Below are 19,102 nucleotides of genomic sequence, written 5' to 3'. Positions count from 1 at the left end.
AAACTTTATTTGTAGCCATCATTATTTTACGGAGTGCGATCGCTCTTCTCCTCTGCACCTCCGGGTAAAACTTACCCGCTTACTTCACCTTGTAACCATCCTTCCAAATCAGCAAGAGTAGAGAAATCCAACAAAGCATCACCTAAAGCTTCCAACTGTTCCACCGATAACCCTTGAATCTGGCGCTGAAGCGACTCAGGAAACTCACCCACCCGTCGGTTTAATAGTCTTAAGATGAGCGATCGCGCTTCTTCCTCTCGTCCTTCTTCCTTCGCTTCCCGAATCGCCCGTGGTTCTTCCAAATTCAGTCCCAACATCGTTGCAATCTCCTCTCGACTAAGCTTAGAAAACTTGTAGACAATAATCGTCGTCACTAAATCAATTATCGCTTGCTCCGACTGTTGCCGTGCTTGCTCTAACAAAAACCGCGCCCCTTCCATTGCTTCTGTTTCAGAAGTAACATTCGTCAGCAACATCAAACCCAATCCCAAAGGTTGTTCTCGCAAATCCCCCAACTCATCCAGATAGACCCGCCTGACTTGGCCACTTTCCAACAAAGCGCGGTGAATTGTTGAGTTAGAAGGTTCTAGGCTGCGAGAAGCAAAAATTATTACACCAAACCAGTCATCGTAACGAATAGAGTTACGGTAGAGAAACAAAAACAATTCGCTGAAGAAGCGGTGATATAAGTCTTCGTCCTTCTGAAACTGCACTTTTGCAAAAAATACGGTTTTGGAAACTGCATCAGCCGGAGGTAAAAATACTCCATCAATCCGAAACGCCGTTTCTTTCACTTCAACTGATTCAAACTGGTAATTTTCTGCTTCTGGAGGTGGTTCATCTACTAATTCAAACAGCAAACCCGGAAATTGCTTAAATAATTTATAGAAAATGGTGTCGCGCCGCATTTTTATTCCTCAACACCCAGACAATTACCAGATTGTAAAGGCTTGAGACACCAATTTTAGCGTAGGCGTAGCCTACCGCAGGTATCGCTTGTCCCTACGTCCGCGATAAAATTCTTGAAGCAACAGCGCACTCCATACCAATGCAAATTAACTGGCAAACTGCCAAAACCTACGAAGATATTCTGTATCAAAAAACTGATGGCATTGCGAAAATCACCATCAACCGTCCCCATAAACGCAATGCTTTTCGTCCTGAAACCGTCTTTGAACTGTACGACGCTTTCTGTAATGCTCGTGAAGATACTACTATTGGTGTTGTTCTATTTACTGGTTATGGCCCCCACACTGATGGTAAATATGCCTTCTGTTCTGGTGGCGATCAAAGCGTGCGGGGACATGCGGGTTATGTGGATGATACTGGCATCCCTCGCTTGAATGTGCTGGACTTACAACGGCTGATTCGTTCGATGCCGAAAGTGGTGATTGCTTTAGTGGCTGGATATGCGATCGGTGGTGGACACGTCCTACACTTAATTTGCGACCTTACCATCGCTGCCGATAATGCCATTTTCGGACAGACGGGCCCGAAAGTCGGCAGTTTTGACGGTGGTTTTGGAGCCAGCTATCTTGCCCGCATCGTGGGACAAAAAAAAGCTAGAGAAATTTGGTTTCTCTGCCGTCAATATGATGCACAACAAGCTTTAGAAATGGGTTTAATTAATTGCGTCGTTCCAGTGGAACAACTAGAAACCGAAGGGATTCAATGGGCGCAAGAGATTTTAGAAAAAAGTCCGATCGCAATTCGATGTCTCAAAGCCGCCTTTAACGCTGATTGTGACGGACAAGCTGGTTTACAAGAACTTGCTGGCAACGCCACCCTACTTTATTACATGACAGAAGAAGGATCTGAGGGAAAACAAGCCTTTCTCGAAAAGCGTCCACCAGATTTTCGCTCTTTTCCTTGGCTACCTTAGAATTGCAAAAATCGCCCCCCTTAAATGAGGTGCGATTTTTGTAGATATCAACTTTTACAGCACTAAAAATCTTAAAAACAAATCTTATTTTAAGCAGACTACAAACTCAGTCCAGTAATAATGGATGACTAAATAACCACTGCTTTAGTTTTTACCTGTTCAGATATGGAGGCAGCTATTTCCTCTAGAGGGGCAAGAGCAGCATTATCGAAATCTGAAGCTAAAGATTGACAAGATGTTAAAACTGGAGATGCATCTGGTAAACCCCAAGCATCTTCTAAGGTTTCCCAAGAAGGTGCAAAAGGTGGAAGCGCCAAAGAGCAAGCTTTCCAAGTCGCTTTAACTGGTGCGCCCAACTGCTGGCACGTTCCACCACGGCGACCTTCTGGCTGGTAATGACGACAATATCTACAGGCAGATGCTAAAACTTTAATGGGTTTCATTCGGATTCATCTTTAGTGTTGTTTCTGGCTGAATTTCATCTTTATATTCTGCTTCTATATATAAAGACAGAGAAAAGCCAAAAAGTCATTATTTTCCATAGGTTTCAGCGATCCCAAGTAAAAAATAAACTTCAGGATATTTTTATAATCTTGTTATATATTTAAATAATTCCTAAAGCAGTTACATATACGTATCGTCTAAAACTTATTAGGGATCAAGAGTAAAAGTAAAGCTTTTGATTTATTCAACCTTTTAAATTCCTCCTTAAGCCATCCTTAAGGCATAGAATTTCACATAAATAGTCTGCTTTACATACCACATTTGGCATATTTTAGCGGCAAATTATACTTTTTCTCAAGAATCAGAAAAATTTGATGTAATGGCAGCAAGTTATTTCAGGATAAACTCTGCTCAACAAATAATCGCTCAACTATTTTGCTTTGAAAACTGTTTAGCAGCACAGACAGAACAGACTTCCCAGCGCTGGAGTTCACCGGGAGGGGTGGGAGATTGACACTGGGGACAAAGGGGTAAGCCATGCGATCGCGATCGCACAATCTTCGTCCAATGTCCAAAAGCCGCATTTACATCCTTGGTAGGTATAGCAGCATCAGGGCGGTTAATCTCATCACCAAGGTAACTGGGATGCTCATGAGGCGAAACCGTTTGTTGCTGTTTTCTTTCCACCAACGGATTCTGCCAGCCAGCAGTAGAGAAGCGAATATCAACCAAAGGCGTTGGCAGCTTTTTATTCAACTTTAAAAGTAGAGATGTGCGACCAAAAGTCAGGTTTTGCGCCCAAGCAGCACTAGAAGTTGCTACCGACAAAACATCACGCTGAATTGATAATGGTCTAGTATTTGCGGCAACTACTGGCCCAACAACTTCTGCCCAACACTTGAGCAGGCGTTGAAATGGTTGCTCCTGCCATTTCGACTGCTTTTCCAGAATCCTTAAAACATCATTAATTGATTTCAACGACATTATTCAAAGTGGGGAGTAGGGATTGGAAAGTGGGGGAGCAAGGGAGCAGGGGAGCAGAGGAGCAGGGGAGCAGCACTTCGGCTACGCTCAGTGACCGAGGAGAAGTTGCAGTAAGTCTTTCCCCTCTGCCCCTGTGCCCCTCTGCCTCTTGTGCCCAATGCCCCATATCCAATGACGGCAGTTGCTCCACTTGGGGAGACCCCAAGACCGCACTGCCTCCCCAATGCTCACTCTATCTATTTAAATAATTTCCGCTACTATTATCACAAAATATATCTATCTAAAAGTTGATTCCAGTAATCTACGTTTGAGGCAAAAAGGCAATGACTCAAAACTCCCTGAACGACTCCAGTACTCATCAATCGTCTAAAACACCTGGGTTGAAACCAGTACTAGCAGCAGCACTAGCAAGTTTAGAGGTGCCGCTAGATCAAGAGTTAGCTCGATACCGACGCACGCGAACTGGTTTGGTGTCATCTAAGCAGTCCCGTGTTGCAAGTTACATCAGCAAACAACCCCAACCCTTAACTACCATTTCGACAATATTGGGCGCAACTCAGTCATCAGCAACGGAAATTAAAACCAACGTATCGCCTGCATCTGTACCCGTGAATCCTGAGATGAATCCAGCGCCAGCTACGGCAAAAATTGATGTCTCACCCGCATCTGTAGCTGTGAATACTGAGATGAACCCAGCACCAACTACGGCAAAAACTGAGGAACTGAATAATCTTAATCTGCCCTCCACCGCCAATGCAGCTAAAACACAAACTCAACTTCCACCACCTCCACCCAACTTTAATAGCAGCATTGTGCCAGCGATCGTTAAAAATACTAAAAGCGAAAATCACTTGCAAACAGATGATAGCCCCAAGCACCCAGATGACTATTTAGAATCTAGTGAAGCACTGCTGCGAAGTCTGACAGAAGAACAACCAGAAACCAAGAAACCAAGCAATTCTAGCGACAGTCTGCTATCACCTTTGGGTATTGGCTCCATGTTGCTGCTATTGGTGGCTAGTCTGATCTTGGGTTATGCAGTCTTCAATCCCAAAAGCTTGCCACAATGGAATTTAGGCAACTTATTTAACGGCAACTCCTCTCCCACACCAGAAAATACTGAGGAAGTTGGGAGTAATGTCCAACCTCAAATTCAGCCACCAAGCACATCTATACCCAAATATCCCAATCTAGCTACTGAAGAGTTTCCTGAAGTAAGAGATCCCAATGATGTAGTAGGCTTAAAACCCAAAGTCCAACCAACCCCCGCAGTAGTGCCCAATCCAGTTGTTCCCCAAAATCCCGTAAATCCTCAAGGGGCATTGTCTAACCCCAATACAGCCCAACAGACTAACCCGATCGCCTTAGCACCAGTACCGAGACTACAATCCTTGCCTCCTCTTTCTTTACCTTCTACTTCACCGACAAAAACCTCACCCAAGCCAATCGCAACCTCACCAAAGCCAGATGCAGAAATGAAACTAGGAACAGATGGGTTTTATCATGTAGTGATAGATAATAAAGGCGCAGCTTTTGCCTCAGCACGGCAGGTAATTCCTGATGCTTATTTATCGCCTAACAAAGAATTGATTTATCTGGGTGCTTTTAAAACTAAAGAGCAAGTAAAACAACAGATGAAACTGTTAGAAGCGAAAGGAATCAAGGCACGAGTTCAGTAACTATGAATTGCAAAAATCTACGATACCATGAGATAACAGTCCTGAGTCAATAAGTGCTGAGTTGTGTTAGCGGATAGCTAAGGTTTAGCCCGTGCTGAGTGGTAGAGACAAAATATTGTTTGTTTGCGACCCCACAACAAAAAATATTATACTCAAAACTTTTATTAGGCACTCAGCACTCCATAACTACCCTATGACAAAAAATATTACTATACTCAGGACTTTAACTAGGCACTCAGCACTCTATAACTAAATTCATTACTCAGCACGGGCTAAACGCCCTGCTAACAGCACTCAGAACTGGATTTCGTTGGAGAGCCGATATGGAATTAATCAAGCGTATCCTGCGGGTGATTCGCGCTAATCTCAATAGTTTGATCGGTGGTGCAGAAGATCCAGAAAAGATTTTGGAGCAAGCTGTGCTGGAAATGCAGGAAAATCTGGTGCAGTTGCGGCAGGGTGTAGCACAAGCGATCGCTACCCAGAAACGCACCGAACGACAAGCAGCGGCCGCTCAATCTCAAACAGAAGAATGGTATCGCCGCGCCCAATTGGCCCTGCAACAAGGTAATGAACCTCTAGCACGTGAAGCTTTGACCAAGCGCCAAGCCTATAAAGAAACCACTACAGCCCTCTTTTCGCAGATAGAGCAGCAAAACGAGATAGTTGCTAGGCTAAAAAAGGATATGCGATCGCTAGAGTTAAAAATTTCCGAGGCGAAAACTAAAAAAGATATGTATATTGCCCGCGCCCGTTCTGCTGAAGCGTCTTATCGCCTCCAAGAAATGCTCGGTGGAGTTTCTGCTACTAGCAGTCTGAGTGCCTTTGAGCGCATGGAAGAAAAAGTTTCACAGATAGAAGCTCAATCAGAAGCCATAGCTCAACTTAGTAGCGACGACTTGGAAACACAATTTACTTCTTTGGAATCTAATGATGTAGATACCGAATTGGCGGCGATGAAGGTACAGGTTTTCAAGCAGTCAGAAAACACACAGCACAAAATCCTAACTGAGGAGAGCCAAAAGACAGAGCAGCCTCCCCAACAGGAGTTACCCAAAACTCAGGATTCTTGAAGTTCTACTAATTACCCCAGTTTGGCGATATCTTAACAATTAAGAGTTGTTAGGAGGTACTGATTCAAACTGGAAAGATTACATTGAAATAGGTAGCTATAAAAAAGTAAAAAAGCTAACTGTCCAAGAAAAAGCGTAAATCACACAAGGAAAAACAAAGTTATGGGATTATTCGATCGCATTAAGCGAGTAGTTAGTTCTAACCTCAACGACCTGGTTAACAAAGCCGAAGACCCCGAAAAAATGCTAGAGCAAGCCATCCTGGAAATGCAGGAAGACTTGGTGCAGCTGCGTCAGGGAGTAGCCCAAGCGATCGCCGCCCAAAAACGCAGTGAAAAACAGTATAATGATGCCCAAAATGAAATCAATAAATGGCAACGCAATGCTCAACTAGCGCTACAAAAAGGTGATGAAAACTTAGCACGACAAGCTTTAGAGCGTAAAAAAACTTATACGGATACCAGCACAGCCCTCAAAGCTAGTTTAGATACCCAAAGCACCCAAGTTGATACCCTCAAACGCAATTTAATCCAACTGGAAAGCAAAATTTCTGAGGCTAAGACCAAGAAAGAAATGCTCAGAGCGAGAATCACCACTGCCAAAGCCCAAGAGCAACTCCAAGGCATGGTGCGTGGGATGAATACCAGCAGTGCAATGTCTGCCTTCGAGCGGATGGAAGAAAAGGTCTTGATGCAAGAAGCCAGGGCCCAGGCACAAGGAGAGTTAGCGGGTGCTGATTTAGAAAGCCAATTTGCTCGATTGGAAGGTAGTAGCGATGTTGATGATGAATTGGCAGCCTTGAAAGCCCAGATGCTACCACCCGCCGCTCCACAAAATCAAGCCCAACTGCCACCGCAACAAGAAGCCACTGCTCCTAAATCTAATGAGGTGGTTGATGCTGAGTTAGATTCCTTACGCAAGCAATTGGATCAACTGTAAAATTGACAGAAAACTTATTTAAGCTAGTCCCACACCTGTTGGCTGTGGGATTTTACGTCATTAGTCAATAGTTAACAATCCTAATCACTATAAATTATTAACTATGGACTATTGACAACTTTGGGATAAAGTATTGTGTGTGCCAACTTCGATCGCCACCTGATGGAGACTGCAATGAGTAAGGCTGTAATCACCATAACCGATGCTGAGTTTGAAACCGAAGTGTTAAAAGCCGAGCAGCCTGTATTAGTTTATTTTTGGGCTTCCTGGTGTGGGCCTTGTCAATTGATGTCGCCCCTGATTAACTCAGCTGCTACCCAATATAGCGATCGCCTCAAAGTCGTTAAAATGGAAATTGACCCCAACCCATTGACTGTTAAGCAGTATCAAGTGGAAGGCGTACCCGCTCTCAGACTATTTCAAGGCCAGGAAGTTTTGATATCCACCGAGGGAGTCATCGGCAAAGATAAATTACTCGAACTCTTAGATACGTACTTAAATAGTAATTAGTCATTGGTCATTAGTCATTGGTCATTGGTCACTTGTACTGAGCGTTGCCCTTGGCGCAGCCTCTGGTAGAGAAGTATTGGTCATTCGATCAAAGGACAAAGGACAAATGACAAAGGACAAATGACAAAGGACAAATGACTAACATACAGTTTGCAAAACGTTTACAACCCCTAAAATCTAATGTATTTGCTGATATGGACAGAGCCAAGGCAGTCGCTTTGGCCGCTGGCCGAGAGGTAATTGATTTATCCTTGGGGTCTTCCGATTTACCAGCCGAGGCCCACGTTCTTGAGGCGATAGCCCAATCTCTTGGCGATCGCAGTACCCACGGTTATCTATTATTTAACGGTACCCTTGGATTCCGCGAAGCCGCAGCCAACTGGTACGAACAAAAATTTGGGATCGAAGTCGATCCTCAAACTGAGGTACTACCTTTAATTGGTTCTCAAGAAGGCACAGCCCATTTACCCCTAGCAATACTTAATCCAGGAGATTTTGCCCTGTTGCTCGATCCAGGTTATCCATCCCATGCGGGGGGAGTCTACCTAGCCAGCGGTCAAATCTACCCGATGCCACTACTGGCAGAAAATGGTTTTTTACCAGTTTTTGCTGATATTCCTGTCCCAGTTTTGGCGCAGTCGCGGATGATGGTATTAAGTTATCCTCATAATCCTACCGCTGCGATCGCACCTTTATCTTTTTTCCAAGAAGCTGTCGCCTTCTGCCAACAACACAATCTCGTGCTGGTTCACGATTTCCCCTACGTAGATTTGGTATTTGGAGAGAGTGGGGACTGGGGACTGGGGACTGGGAGACAAGGAGACAAGGACACAAGGGGAATCATTAATTTCCAATCCCCGATACCCAATCCCCAGTACCCAATACCCAATACCCAGTCCCTAGTCCCTTCAATTCTGCAAGCCGATCCAGAAAAAAGCGTCTCGATTGAATTTTTCACCCTTTCCAAGTCCTACAATATGGGTGGCTTCCGCATTGGCTATGCCATCGGTAATGCTCAGTTAATTAACGCCTTACGCCAAGTAAAAGCCGCCGTTGATTTTAACCAGTATCGGGGAATTTTGAATGGTGCGATCGCAGCCTTAACTGGCCCTCAATCTGGCGTAAAATCTGCTGCGATCGCCTTCCAGAGGCGGCGTGATGCTTTTATCAATGCTTTACACCGTATTGGCTGGAATGTTCCTACTCCCGAAGCCACAATGTACATCTGGGCAAAATTGCCCTCACCTTGGAGTGAAAACTCCGTAGAATTTTGTACCCAGCTAGTCAAACAAACTGGTGTAGCAGTTTCTCCAGGTGCTGGCTTTGGCAAATCTGGAGAAGGGTATGTCCGTTTTGCCTTGGTGCATGAGCCACCTTTGTTAGAAATTGCTGTAGAAAGAATGGCTGAGTTTCTTCATTAAATTTCTTCTCAAGCTGAACGCCAAGGATTTTTAGTGGCAAAGTTTATCAATGGAACACGCGCTAGGGCACACATTTGTGCATTGGTGTCAACTTCAGGTAAAAGTTAGGTTTAGCAAACGTTTTGGAGTTGCCCTCATCCCCTAACCCTTTCTTCCAATTTGGGAGAAGGGGAGCTGGAGAATTTCCTCCCCCGTTCCAAATGGGGAGAATATCTGGGGGTGAGGGCAAAACTCATACAGTCAGGAGATTTCAGCATTAGTTGGCACTAATGCACATTTGTACATCTCTAATAATCACCGTATTGTACTGATCTGAAAAAGATAATACTGTATTTTTTGTAACTATATCTATCAATATAAAATACGTAATTAAACGTATAAAACTATCAAAACATTCTTCATCTTTTTATTGATAATCAGCGTTAACTTTACCCAATCAGGTCTCCTCGTTTCTTAAACTGGGTTTGTACGCTCAGATACCAAAGACGGCTAACAATGCAGGTAAGCATCTGTATAGCCAAAAAACCTGTGGTCAAGAAAGCCTAAGCCTAAAAACGACAGTAGTTTAAAACTTAACTTCCAAACTGACAGAGACTTGAAAACAATGAAAACGACTTTTCAGACACTTATAATTGGTGCCTCAATGGCTATTGGTGTGAGCGCTCTTGCCACCGCCCCAGCACACGCTACATCTTTTAGTTTCGATAATAATGGAGAAATTAACACTTACACTGGTGGCTCAAATGGTACCTTCATTAAAGGGAATGCCCAAGGTGGTACTAAAGCTGCGATCAAAGCTTTGACAGATAACGACTCCAGTTCTAACGTTGAGCTCTGGTATAGTAGCGAAACCCCAGATTCTAACGTTGGCTTCACCGCCACAAAAGGAAACTACAGTGCCACCGTTAGTAGTGTCACTGCTAATGACTGGAATAGTTTTGGTTCCCAATGGCTAGGCGATTTATTGAGTAGCTACACACCATTTCAATCAGTTTGGAACGGGTTTTCAGCCGACAGCAAATCACTAATAACTAGTTATTTTCCTTCCTTGGGAATGGGAGATCCGAACATTGGTGGTTTCCAATTCGGTCAGAATGGCGGTGTGGAACTGAAATTAGTTGGTCACTTGGATGTAAAGACTAAACTTGCAACAACTATTTCTACTAAGGTTGATGAAAAGTGGAATGCAATTAAATCACAGTTTCCTTCACAAACAACTCAACCAACCCTTTCACAACTTGAAAGTTCAATTCCACAACTACAAACACAACTAAACGCAATTCCAGGACAGATTACCACACTACAAACAAAACTGGATGCAATTCCAGGACAGATTACCACACTGCAAACACAACTCAACGCAATTCCAGGACAGATTACCACACTGCAAACACAACTCAACGCAATTCCTAATATTCCAGCCAATCAAACAAAAAGGCAACAACTGACAAGTCAAATCTCTCAACTGAATACTCTCAAAAATCAAACACTACCAGGTCAAATTTCTCAACTGAATACTCTCAAAAATCAAACACTACCAGGTCAAATTTCTCAACTGAATACTCTCAAAAATCAGCTACCAGGTCAAATCTCTCAACTCACATCATTTAAAGATGTACTGACTCTGCAAGCTGCATTAAATGCATATCAAGGTGAAATTGCGGCTAGTGAAATTGCTAAGGTAGTTACTGGTGGTCAAACTTACTATGCCTATAGCTTTAACTCCACTGCATCCGGTATTACTGCTTCTGATGATGGTGTATCCTATAGTGCAATTTATACTTGGTCAACACCTAAGTATGTCTCTCCATCCTCTGTACCAGAACCCTCAGTAGTATTTGGGATTTTAGGTGTTGCTGGTATCTTTGTTACACAACGCAAGTTAAAAAAAGTATCTGGTTGAAACTCCGGTTTCCATTCCAAAAAATAAGTAAGGGAGCTAACAGCTCCCTTTTTTGATGAATAATTCCTTGCAGCTATAATAAATTTAATCTTCTAGGTTATACTATTTCTAAAAATACTTGCAACAAATAAATCGGTTGCAAAATTCTACATCTGTATGTCCCTAGAAAGTTAATTTATTTATAATATGGATTTTGCACAATAGTATTGCTTACCCTCACGGTTTGAGGAAGGGCTATTACCATAATGTTAGTAACAGTATTATTTAAGTAGTTTTACTCATAAAATTTAGGCAACTAAATTTGTAAAAACAGAAGTTAACTTAATATTCTAGATTAAAAAAAATTAGTAAAAAAAAGATTAATTTTTGATTTAACTACATTTAATAATACTATCATTTTAGTATTGTAGTGCAGCTAAATTGAATTGATTGATATTTTTGATTTGGATTACATAAGTACAATTTATATTTGTTTCACTCTTTAAATGCCCTACTGTTTTAGTTTATGGTAATAATGACTAGCTTTTAATTAAGATAATCAGATAATAGGTTAGCAATGACAGTACAATTACTCAATATAAATCAGCCATTGCAGTCACACAAAGTTAAACGAATTTTACTAGTTGAAGACCATTACCTCAATCGGATGTTACTTAGTGACTATCTAAGTTACTGTGGTTATGAAGTCCAAAGTTTATCAGAAGGTTCTGCTTTTTTCTCAACCATAGAGAAATTCGAGCCAGATTTAATGTTATTGGACTTGAAATTGCCAGATGTTGACGGTTATTCACTCTTAAAACAAGTCCAGCAAAAACCTGATTTGTCAAAAATACCTATCATTGTGGTTTCAGCCTTTGCTTTTAAAGCAGATCGAGAACTAGCTCTGAGTTTGGGCGCACGTAACTATTTTGTCAAACCTTTAAAACTCAAGGATCTCATTCTTGCAATTGAAGAACAGTTTACTTGCCGCAACAGATAATTTTTTTGTTATGTGTGTCTTTATTCTGCTTTTTGGCCAGCAATAAATTCTTCAACGCACTCACTAAGAGTTTGTACAGAACTGCCAATTGTTGAAATTTTCTGTTGTACTTGCGCTAATAACAAAACTGCTGTTTGCAATTCATTGAGAGTCTCAGCCATAGCCTCACGATACTGGACTTCAAAATCTTGTAAATTCATAGTTTAGCTCTTGTCCTAAATTATTATAATAACTATAGTATTAATCATAATAGTAAAATTAACTGACTAAATCCGTCAATTCGCTTAATGTTATAAATTTAAGAAATAAACATAAATAGTATCAATAGATAAAATTTTAATTTAATATTTATTAAACCAATATACAAGCATATTATTTATTAATTAAAACACAAATCAATACAAGAATATTATCATTTAATCTAAAATATAAAGTTTCAGATAATAAAGTATTATCAATATAAAAATGTTAATTATAGATTTAAAAAGCAAAGTTTTTATTCTGACAGTAGCAGCCAATGACTAAGATTGCAATCACTCTTCTAGCAAGGCTCTAGCTTAGAAGCCGACAACCCTGCAAGAAAGCAAAGAACTAGCTACAGCAGACTTATCTTTGTGCAGACTAAAAGCCTACCTGACTTGAGAGTGCTGTTAATGGATAGCTAGGGTTTAGCTCGTGCTGAGTTAGGAGTTATATCATGTCCGCCTAATCAGTTATAATTCGCGCATCTGTGCAAAAACCAGGAAATCCTCTTTCCCCCAGCTAAGAGCTCCCAGCAAGAACTGCGGTCTTAATGATAAGTCTTTAACCGGACACGATATTATTATTTTCCCCAGTCCCTCATGACTGCTACTTTGTATTTACTTGATAAATAATTTATTAAATCGGCACGAAAAAATAATTTTTCTTAAAATAGAGAAAGATTACCTAATTTTGGTTGTGACAATATCTACTCAAATATTACCACTGGTTAAAGAGCCAGAACGACTAGAAAACCGTCTAGCCGAAATTCCACCGGAACCGGGGGTTTATTTCATGCGGGACAGGAGCGATCGCATTATCTATATAGGTAAATCGCGTAAGTTGCGATCGCGTGTCCGTTCCTATTTCCGGGATGGCTACAACAAGACTGAACGTATCGCCACGATGGTCAAGTTAGTGACAGAAATTGAATTCATCGTCACTGATACTGAAGCCGAAGCTTTAGCGCTAGAAGCCAATTTGATCAAGCAGCACCAGCCATACTTTAACGTGTTGCTCAAAGATGATAAAAAATATCCTTATCTCTGCATTACTTGGTCAGAAGATTATCCGCGAATTTTTATTACCCGTAAACGCCAATTCGGTAAAGAAAAGGATAAATTTTACGGGCCTTATACTGATGCTGGTTTATTACGAGAAATTGTCCGCATCTGCAAGCGCATTTTTCCCCAGCGACAACGACCCCAACCACTTTTTAAAGATCGCCCTTGCTTGAATTTTGATTTAGGGCGTTGTCCTGGTGTGTGTCAACAGATGATTTCACCAGAAGAATATCGCAAAATTGTCCAAAAAATCGCGATGGTTTTTCAAGGTCGAACCCAGGAACTGATTGATATTTTGACCCAACAGATGAATGCAGCCGCTGAGAACTTGAATTTTGAGTCAGCGGCGCGGATTCGCGATCAAATTTCTGGCTTAAAGTCTCTGACAGCCGACCAGAAAGTTTCCTTACCAGATGATACTGTTTCGCGGGATGCGATCGCACTGGCAGCCGACGAACAGCACGCCTGCATTCAACTATTTCAGATTCGCGCTGGGCAATTGGTAGGACGTTTAGCCTTTGTGGCGGATACTCACGCCGAACCAGGAGCGATTTTACAACGAGCTTTGGAGGAACATTACCAAACTGCTGATTCCGTAGAAATCCCTTTAGAGATTTTAGTACAGCATGATTTACCAGATGCGGAAATATTGGCAGATGTCTTAACTCAACGTAAAGGCAAAAAAGTTACAATACTGACTCCTTTGCGCCAAACTAAAGCAGAATTAATTGAGATGGTAGAGCGAAATGCTCAGTATGAATTGCAAAGAATGCAGAAATTTGGCGATCGCAATCACCAAGCAATGCAAGATTTAGCCACCATTCTCGATTTACCAGATGTACCTCACCGCATCGAAGGTTATGACATTTCCCATATTCAAGGGTCAAATGCTGTAGCTTCGCAAGTCGTGTTTATCGACGGATTACCCGCAAAGCAGAACTATCGCCACTACAAAATTAAAAATCCTACGGTGACAGCAGGACATTCAGATGATTTTGCTAGTCTTGCTGAAGTCATCCAGCGGCGGTTCCGTAAATATGCCGAAGATCAGCAATTAGCGCGTTTGGGTAATCCTGACTGGCCTGATTTAATCATGATCGATGGTGGTAAAGGTCAGTTATCATCAGTTGTCGCTGTCTTGCAAGAAATGAATTTATTAGAAGACTTGCGAGTGGTAAGTTTAGCAAAGCAGCGAGAAGAGATTTTTTTACCAGGAGAATCTAAACCCTTAACAACTGATGCAGAACAACCAGGGGTACAGCTGTTACGGCGGCTGCGGGATGAAGCGCATCGGTTTGCAGTCAGTTTCCATCGTCAACAGCGTAGTGATAAATTGAAGCGATCGCGTTTAGATGAAATTCCTGGCTTAGGACATCATCGACAAAAGCAGCTACTAGGGCATTTTCGCTCAGTTGATTATATTCGCCAAGCGACAACCCCACAACTTGCCGAGGTTCCAGGAATCGGGCCGCGTTTGGCTCAAGAAATTTACGATTATTTTCATCCTGCTTGAGGAGATTAGTAGTCTGTCAAATTTCAATTTATGTATGAATAAACAAGTTTGTAGTAAGAGCTAAAGTCCTTACTACACACACTTAAAACTAGCTTGAAAAAGTATTAGTTCCACTCTCACAGAGGATTCTGTTAAGTTTGTCTGCGAGAATTTAAGATGTGTATATACCGTAAATTTACGGGATCTCGTAACTATATCTCGTAACTATGGTAATTTTGATTAAATTTTCACACCAGAATTCCACCTCATAAATCTTGCCAGCAAAAATTAACTAATCCTTAAGATAACTATTTTGTTACTAAATATACAGTATTTTCTGTAGTTTAACTTTTGAATACAAGAACGGCTATTTTTTGTATCTGTCCAAGATGACTATAAATAAGCCTCTCTCAAAGCATTCGTCATAGGGATCAGTAAATATCTAAGCGTCATTTAATTAAAAAAGAATTTATGTACCTAAAGTAAGAGGGTAAAATCACTTAAATTATAGGATAGTATAGAGAGAAATCGAAGTTTTTTCAAATCTGAAATTTTGTTTAAAATAATTAGCCAATATTAAAGTCGTTTGTTAAGTTGGGTCAAACCAAAATCTTTTCTACTTTAACTGGCAGTTTTCTCAAATAAAAAATAAATTACAACCAGGGGTTTTAAAATGCAGACAGTACAAAAAATTTACTGCCCAAATTGCGGCAGCCAAGCAGAACGTTATTATATTTCTGATAGTCAATTAACTCGAACACAATGCTCTAGTTGTGACTACTTGATGATTAGTTGCACTCGCACTGGCAAAGTAATTGAGGCTTATGCACCAGGAATTTATGCACAGCGCTAAATAATAAAAATCAAAAAAAATTAGAGAATATTTTCTCTAATTTCTAATAATAAATTTACTTGTCATAAATTTTAAAGACTTTACAGATTATTCTGTTGTCTGAGTTGTTGCTGTCGGATCTGTTCTTGTAACCTAAATTGTTGCTGTTGTCTAATTTGTTGATCTTGTCTAAGTTGTTGCTGTTGTATTCTCAGTTGTTGCTGTTGTGAAAAGTCCTGCTGTTGTAGTCTTGTTCCTTCCTGTTGTAGTCTCAATTGTTGCTGACGCAACATTTCTTGCCGTTGTCGTGTAAATTCTTGTTGTTGGATTATCTGTTGTTGTTGTAGTTGTTGTGGTTGTTGAAAATTTTGCCGTAGCCATGTTTCGTTCATTCGTTCTTGTGTTTGCTGATTTTGCTGTTCTTGTTGTTGTCTGATTCTTTCTTGAAGCGAATCTTGTGTCTGGGGATTCGTCCGAATTATTTGTTGGGGATTTGTCCGAATTATTTGTTGGGGATTCGTCTGAATTATTTGTGCAGATGCAGGAAAATTAATCGATAAAGCTTTGGCAAGCACAATCAATGGTAGCCATACTTTAACCAACGATAAGCGATTCAACATATAATTATTTCCTCAATTGTTATAGGTTGGGTTGAGCGATCGCTAAACCCTTAAAATGTCAACAGAATTTCCCTATATATCAATATAGGGGCTTGCAATAGTTAACTGAAGCTAATGTCTTATTTACCGTTATGGGCTTACGCGCTACTTACGGCTGACTACGCCAACATTCTTCAGTCGACGACGTGTTCTAAATATTAGTGCGTTGGGAATAGCTTTCTAAATCAAGGTTATATCCAGTGCATTCTCTTGATTTTTCATAAAACTCTTGCTTCTTAGATATTCATCTTAATTAAATTATATATTTAAATTTTTTACATGATTTGCCGGATTCCCGTAAATCTACCTGCGGTAGGTAAGTTAACAAAGGGATCTCAAGCGGTTTTACGCCAGAGATAAACAGAGATGTATCTGAAGACATATCTCTGTTTATCTGCGGTTTGATATTCATTCATAGAATTGATTGCAACAAGTTTAATTTTTACTTGCTCTTAGTTGCCCGCAAGCAGCATCGGCTTCTAAACCACGGGAATAACGGACACTCACAGCAGTATTTTGTTGCTTAAGAACGTTGACAAATGCTTGAATGCGATCGCGATTAGGGCGTTTGTAGTCTACTTCTTGGATAGGATTATAAGGAATCAAATTCACATGACTTTGGAATCCTCGCAAGCATTTTGAAAGTTCTAATGCGTGTTCTGGTAAATCGTTAACACCAGCGAGGAGAATGTACTCAAAGGTAACTCGACGCCCAGTGATTTCTACATATTCTCGACATTCAGCCAGTAAATCTTCTAGAGGATAGGCGCGGGCGCTAGGGATGAGTTTTTCTCGTAGTGCTTGGTTGGGTGCGTGGAGACTTACAGCCAAAGTGATTTGCAAATTATTTTGCGCGAACTGACGGATGCGATCGCGAATCCCCACTGTAGAAACTGTAAGCGATCGCTGCCCAATACCGACATCTTGATTCAGGGATTTTAGGGCTGCTAAGACATTCTCAGTATTCAACAACGGTTCGCCTAGCCCCATAAACACCACATTGCTAACCCGTTGTTGAAAATCTTCTTGCACAGTCAACACCTGATCGACAATTTCATGCCGTGCTAGATTGCGTTTGTAGCCTCCCTTACCAGTAGCGCAGAAATCACACGCCATTGGGCAACCCACCTGAGTAGAGACGCAAACTGTCAAACGGGCTTTTGGGCCTTCTCCCCTTTCTGCAAAGGTGGGGATACCAACAGTTTCAATAATTTGCCCGTCTGTTAATCGTAAAAGATATTTCACTGTACCATCGGGAGCCTCAGAGCGGTAATGTAAAATTGAGCGCCCAACGGGAACTTCTGCTACTTCTTGCCGCCATTGCTTGGAGAAGACAGAAATATTAGCTAGCGATCGCACCCCCTTGTCATAGATCCATTCATGCAGTTGCTTTCCTCTGTAAGCAGGTTGTCCTTGTTGCTGCACCCAAGTGCTTAACTCCGCCAGAGAAGCGCCTAGAAGGGGAGGAATTGATTCTGATTTTTCTGAGTTGAAGTCAACCTGAGATACAAGAGGCGTAGCAGACATAAAAAAATCACGAGTTGATGTAGGATCTCTATCCTACACCTGCCAGATCGAGTTAGTCTTGACCAAAGAAGATGAGGAATTAACCAAAAGTTGTGCCGTTCCAGCCCCACATTGCCCCTTTAGCGTCTGCAAACTCTATATAAATGCGATTTTTAGGTACACCTAGAGTTTGGTTAATCTGCTGGCAAAAGTCTTGACTCATTGCTACGGTTTGCTCTGGCTTCATCGTGCCAACGCTCTTAATTTCAATGTAGCAAACTGGGTCTGTATTCCCTGCAAAAGTCATCGGAATTCCTGATTCAAAAGCAGTCATTACATAAGATTCTGGTTTTCCCAAATGTTTCGCTAACTTGGCTGAGAGGTTTAAAAGCATTGACTCAATTTCAGCTTTTTGAGGAGCAGACGCAGAAGTTTGCACTTTAATTAAAGGCATAGTACCGAATTGGAATTTTGGATTTTATTACACTGTTAAGTTTACCGAAACGCAGAGGAAATGAGGGATGGGGCGACAAGGGAGATGAGGAGAATAACCCATGCCCAATGCCCAATGCCCAATGCCCAATGCCCCACTATTTAGTAATGAGATGAGCGAAATAGGTGATTATGTTCGGGATGATATAAACGCGATCGCCCTTTTGCTGTCGAGGCTGTCGAGAGGGCTGGACTGATTATATAAAGTGTAGTGCGAATTAGTTTTTCTTTATGAGTGCAGTCTGCCATTTGATTTAGGGGGACAACCCTGATTTTTTCATCGGGCCATCCGATGCGAAAGCAAATCGCAATGAGAGTTTCGGCTGGATAGTGTTCGAGTAGTTTAGCTTGGGCATTTTCGACATGACGCGCACTTAAATACAGGCAGAGGCTAGCCTGATGTGCTGCGAGAGTAGCTAATTCTTCGGCGGCGGGGACTTCTGTACGTCCACTGATGCGTGTCAAGATAATGGTTTGAACTAAACCGGGTACAGTCAGTTCTACTTTGAGTTTGGCAGCAGCAGCTTGAAAAGCGCTGATACCTGGTATGACTTCAAAAGGAATATTTGCCTCTGCCAAGAGGTGCATTTGCTCGTGGATGGCGCTGTAGAGACTAGGATCGCCAGAATGGAGACGGACTACAGATTTGTGCTGCGATCGCACTCTATCGATCATAATTGGCAAAATCTCTTCTAAAGTCTGATTCGCAGTTCTAATTATCTCGGCATCTTTTCGGCAAAGTTCTAAAATTTCTTCAGGTACTAAAGAATCAGCAAATAAAATTACATCAGCAACAGCCAGTAATTTCTGCGCCTTCACCGTTAATAAATCAGGATCTCCAGGGCCAGCTCCGACAATATACACAGATGGGTCTATGGCATACAGTGTTTTTTTATAGCTTAGGTCTTCTGTACATTCACTTTGAAAAGAACCCACGACAATCCCTCAAAAAACTTTTTTGATATTTTCTCAGTATCTTTCCGGATTCCCCCTCTTTCCCTAG

The 19,102-nt window shown here is 41.5% G+C and carries 18 protein-coding genes and 1 pseudogene; 10 read left to right on the top strand and 9 right to left on the bottom strand.

Annotation, left to right across the window (positions count from 1 at the left end; genetic code table 11):
- Positions 1-71: 71 nt before the first annotated feature.
- Positions 72-908, bottom strand: coding sequence for a DUF2887 domain-containing protein (locus RMZ42_RS30490; protein WP_322674930.1), 837 nt, complete (start codon positions 906-908; stop codon positions 72-74).
- 140 nt (positions 909-1,048) lie between these two features.
- Between RMZ42_RS30490 and menB the strand changes: the two genes are divergently transcribed.
- Positions 1,049-1,882, top strand: coding sequence for a 1,4-dihydroxy-2-naphthoyl-CoA synthase (gene menB, locus RMZ42_RS30485; protein ID WP_322674929.1), 834 nt, complete (start codon positions 1,049-1,051; stop codon positions 1,880-1,882).
- A gap of 128 nt (positions 1,883-2,010) precedes the next feature.
- On the opposite strand, the gene RMZ42_RS30480 is transcribed toward menB, so the two are convergent.
- The gene (locus RMZ42_RS30480; protein ID WP_322674928.1) at positions 2,011-2,325 is read right to left on the bottom strand and encodes a hypothetical protein; all 315 of its coding nucleotides are present in this window, start codon (positions 2,323-2,325) and stop codon (positions 2,011-2,013) included.
- Positions 2,326-2,752: 427 nt separating this feature from the next.
- Positions 2,753-3,310: a DUF721 domain-containing protein gene (locus tag RMZ42_RS30475; RefSeq protein WP_322674927.1), complete on the bottom strand. Its 558-nt coding sequence runs from the start codon at positions 3,308-3,310 to the stop codon at positions 2,753-2,755.
- A 323-nt stretch (positions 3,311-3,633) separates the two neighbouring features.
- Between RMZ42_RS30475 and RMZ42_RS30470 the strand changes: the two genes are divergently transcribed.
- The 7 genes from RMZ42_RS30470 (at position 3,634) to RMZ42_RS30440 (ending at position 11,814) form a co-directional block, all read left to right on the top strand.
- A complete protein-coding gene (locus tag RMZ42_RS30470; protein ID WP_322674926.1) occupies positions 3,634-4,989 on the top strand; it encodes a hypothetical protein in 1,356 nt (451 codons plus the stop codon).
- Between the two features lie 323 nt (positions 4,990-5,312).
- Positions 5,313-6,062, top strand: a complete 750-nt coding sequence (locus RMZ42_RS30465) for a PspA/IM30 family protein (RefSeq protein ID WP_322674925.1) — start codon at positions 5,313-5,315, stop codon at positions 6,060-6,062.
- 162 nt (positions 6,063-6,224) lie between these two features.
- On the top strand, positions 6,225-7,001 hold the full coding sequence (locus tag RMZ42_RS30460) for a PspA/IM30 family protein (protein ID WP_322674924.1): 777 nt from the start codon (positions 6,225-6,227) through the stop codon (positions 6,999-7,001).
- A gap of 174 nt (positions 7,002-7,175) precedes the next feature.
- On the top strand, positions 7,176-7,511 hold the full coding sequence (locus RMZ42_RS30455) for a thioredoxin family protein (protein WP_322674923.1): 336 nt from the start codon (positions 7,176-7,178) through the stop codon (positions 7,509-7,511).
- 134 nt (positions 7,512-7,645) lie between these two features.
- Positions 7,646-8,932 (top strand): LL-diaminopimelate aminotransferase, encoded by a 1,287-nt coding sequence (locus tag RMZ42_RS30450; RefSeq protein WP_322674922.1) that lies wholly within the window; start codon positions 7,646-7,648, stop codon positions 8,930-8,932.
- 604 nt (positions 8,933-9,536) lie between these two features.
- Positions 9,537-10,835 (top strand): NF038130 family PEP-CTERM protein, encoded by a 1,299-nt coding sequence (locus RMZ42_RS30445; RefSeq protein ID WP_322674921.1) that lies wholly within the window; start codon positions 9,537-9,539, stop codon positions 10,833-10,835.
- 556 nt (positions 10,836-11,391) lie between these two features.
- On the top strand, positions 11,392-11,814 hold the full coding sequence (locus RMZ42_RS30440) for a response regulator (protein WP_322674920.1): 423 nt from the start codon (positions 11,392-11,394) through the stop codon (positions 11,812-11,814).
- A gap of 20 nt (positions 11,815-11,834) precedes the next feature.
- On the opposite strand, the gene RMZ42_RS30435 is transcribed toward RMZ42_RS30440, so the two are convergent.
- The gene (locus RMZ42_RS30435; RefSeq protein ID WP_322674919.1) at positions 11,835-12,014 is read right to left on the bottom strand and encodes a hypothetical protein; all 180 of its coding nucleotides are present in this window, start codon (positions 12,012-12,014) and stop codon (positions 11,835-11,837) included.
- A gap of 739 nt (positions 12,015-12,753) precedes the next feature.
- Between RMZ42_RS30435 and uvrC the strand changes: the two genes are divergently transcribed.
- Positions 12,754-14,631: an excinuclease ABC subunit UvrC gene (gene uvrC, locus RMZ42_RS30430; RefSeq protein WP_322674918.1), complete on the top strand. Its 1,878-nt coding sequence runs from the start codon at positions 12,754-12,756 to the stop codon at positions 14,629-14,631.
- 267 nt (positions 14,632-14,898) lie between these two features.
- On the opposite strand, the pseudogene RMZ42_RS34845 reads toward uvrC, so the two are convergent.
- Positions 14,899-14,988 (bottom strand): annotated as a pseudogene (locus tag RMZ42_RS34845) (hypothetical protein); the annotation flags it as partial.
- 295 nt (positions 14,989-15,283) lie between these two features.
- Between RMZ42_RS34845 and RMZ42_RS30425 the strand changes: the two are divergent.
- Positions 15,284-15,463 carry a replication restart DNA helicase PriA gene (locus RMZ42_RS30425; RefSeq protein WP_118168842.1) on the top strand — a complete coding sequence of 60 codons (180 nt, stop codon included), beginning with the start codon at positions 15,284-15,286 and terminating at the stop codon, positions 15,461-15,463.
- 80 nt (positions 15,464-15,543) lie between these two features.
- Here the strand turns inward: RMZ42_RS30425 and RMZ42_RS30420 are convergent, their stop codons facing one another.
- The 4 genes from RMZ42_RS30420 to cobM form a co-directional block, all read right to left on the bottom strand.
- Entirely contained in the window at positions 15,544-16,062 is a 519-nt protein-coding gene (locus tag RMZ42_RS30420) for a hypothetical protein (RefSeq protein WP_322674917.1), read from the bottom strand.
- Positions 16,063-16,536: 474 nt separating this feature from the next.
- Entirely contained in the window at positions 16,537-17,628 is a 1,092-nt protein-coding gene (rlmN, locus tag RMZ42_RS30415) for a 23S rRNA (adenine(2503)-C(2))-methyltransferase RlmN (RefSeq protein WP_322674916.1), read from the bottom strand.
- 79 nt (positions 17,629-17,707) lie between these two features.
- Positions 17,708-18,061 carry a phenylpyruvate tautomerase MIF-related protein gene (locus RMZ42_RS30410; protein ID WP_322674915.1) on the bottom strand — a complete coding sequence of 118 codons (354 nt, stop codon included), beginning with the start codon at positions 18,059-18,061 and terminating at the stop codon, positions 17,708-17,710.
- Between the two features lie 140 nt (positions 18,062-18,201).
- On the bottom strand, positions 18,202-18,984 hold the full coding sequence (gene cobM / locus RMZ42_RS30405) for a precorrin-4 C(11)-methyltransferase (protein WP_322674942.1): 783 nt from the start codon (positions 18,982-18,984) through the stop codon (positions 18,202-18,204).
- Positions 18,985-19,102: the final 118 nt, after the last annotated feature.

The sequence above is a fragment of the Nostoc sp. DedQUE05 genome, from assembly GCF_034530955.1.
Classification (GTDB): Bacteria; Cyanobacteriota; Cyanobacteriia; order Cyanobacteriales; family Nostocaceae; genus Nostoc.
This window is presented reverse-complemented; position numbering and strand designations above follow the sequence as displayed.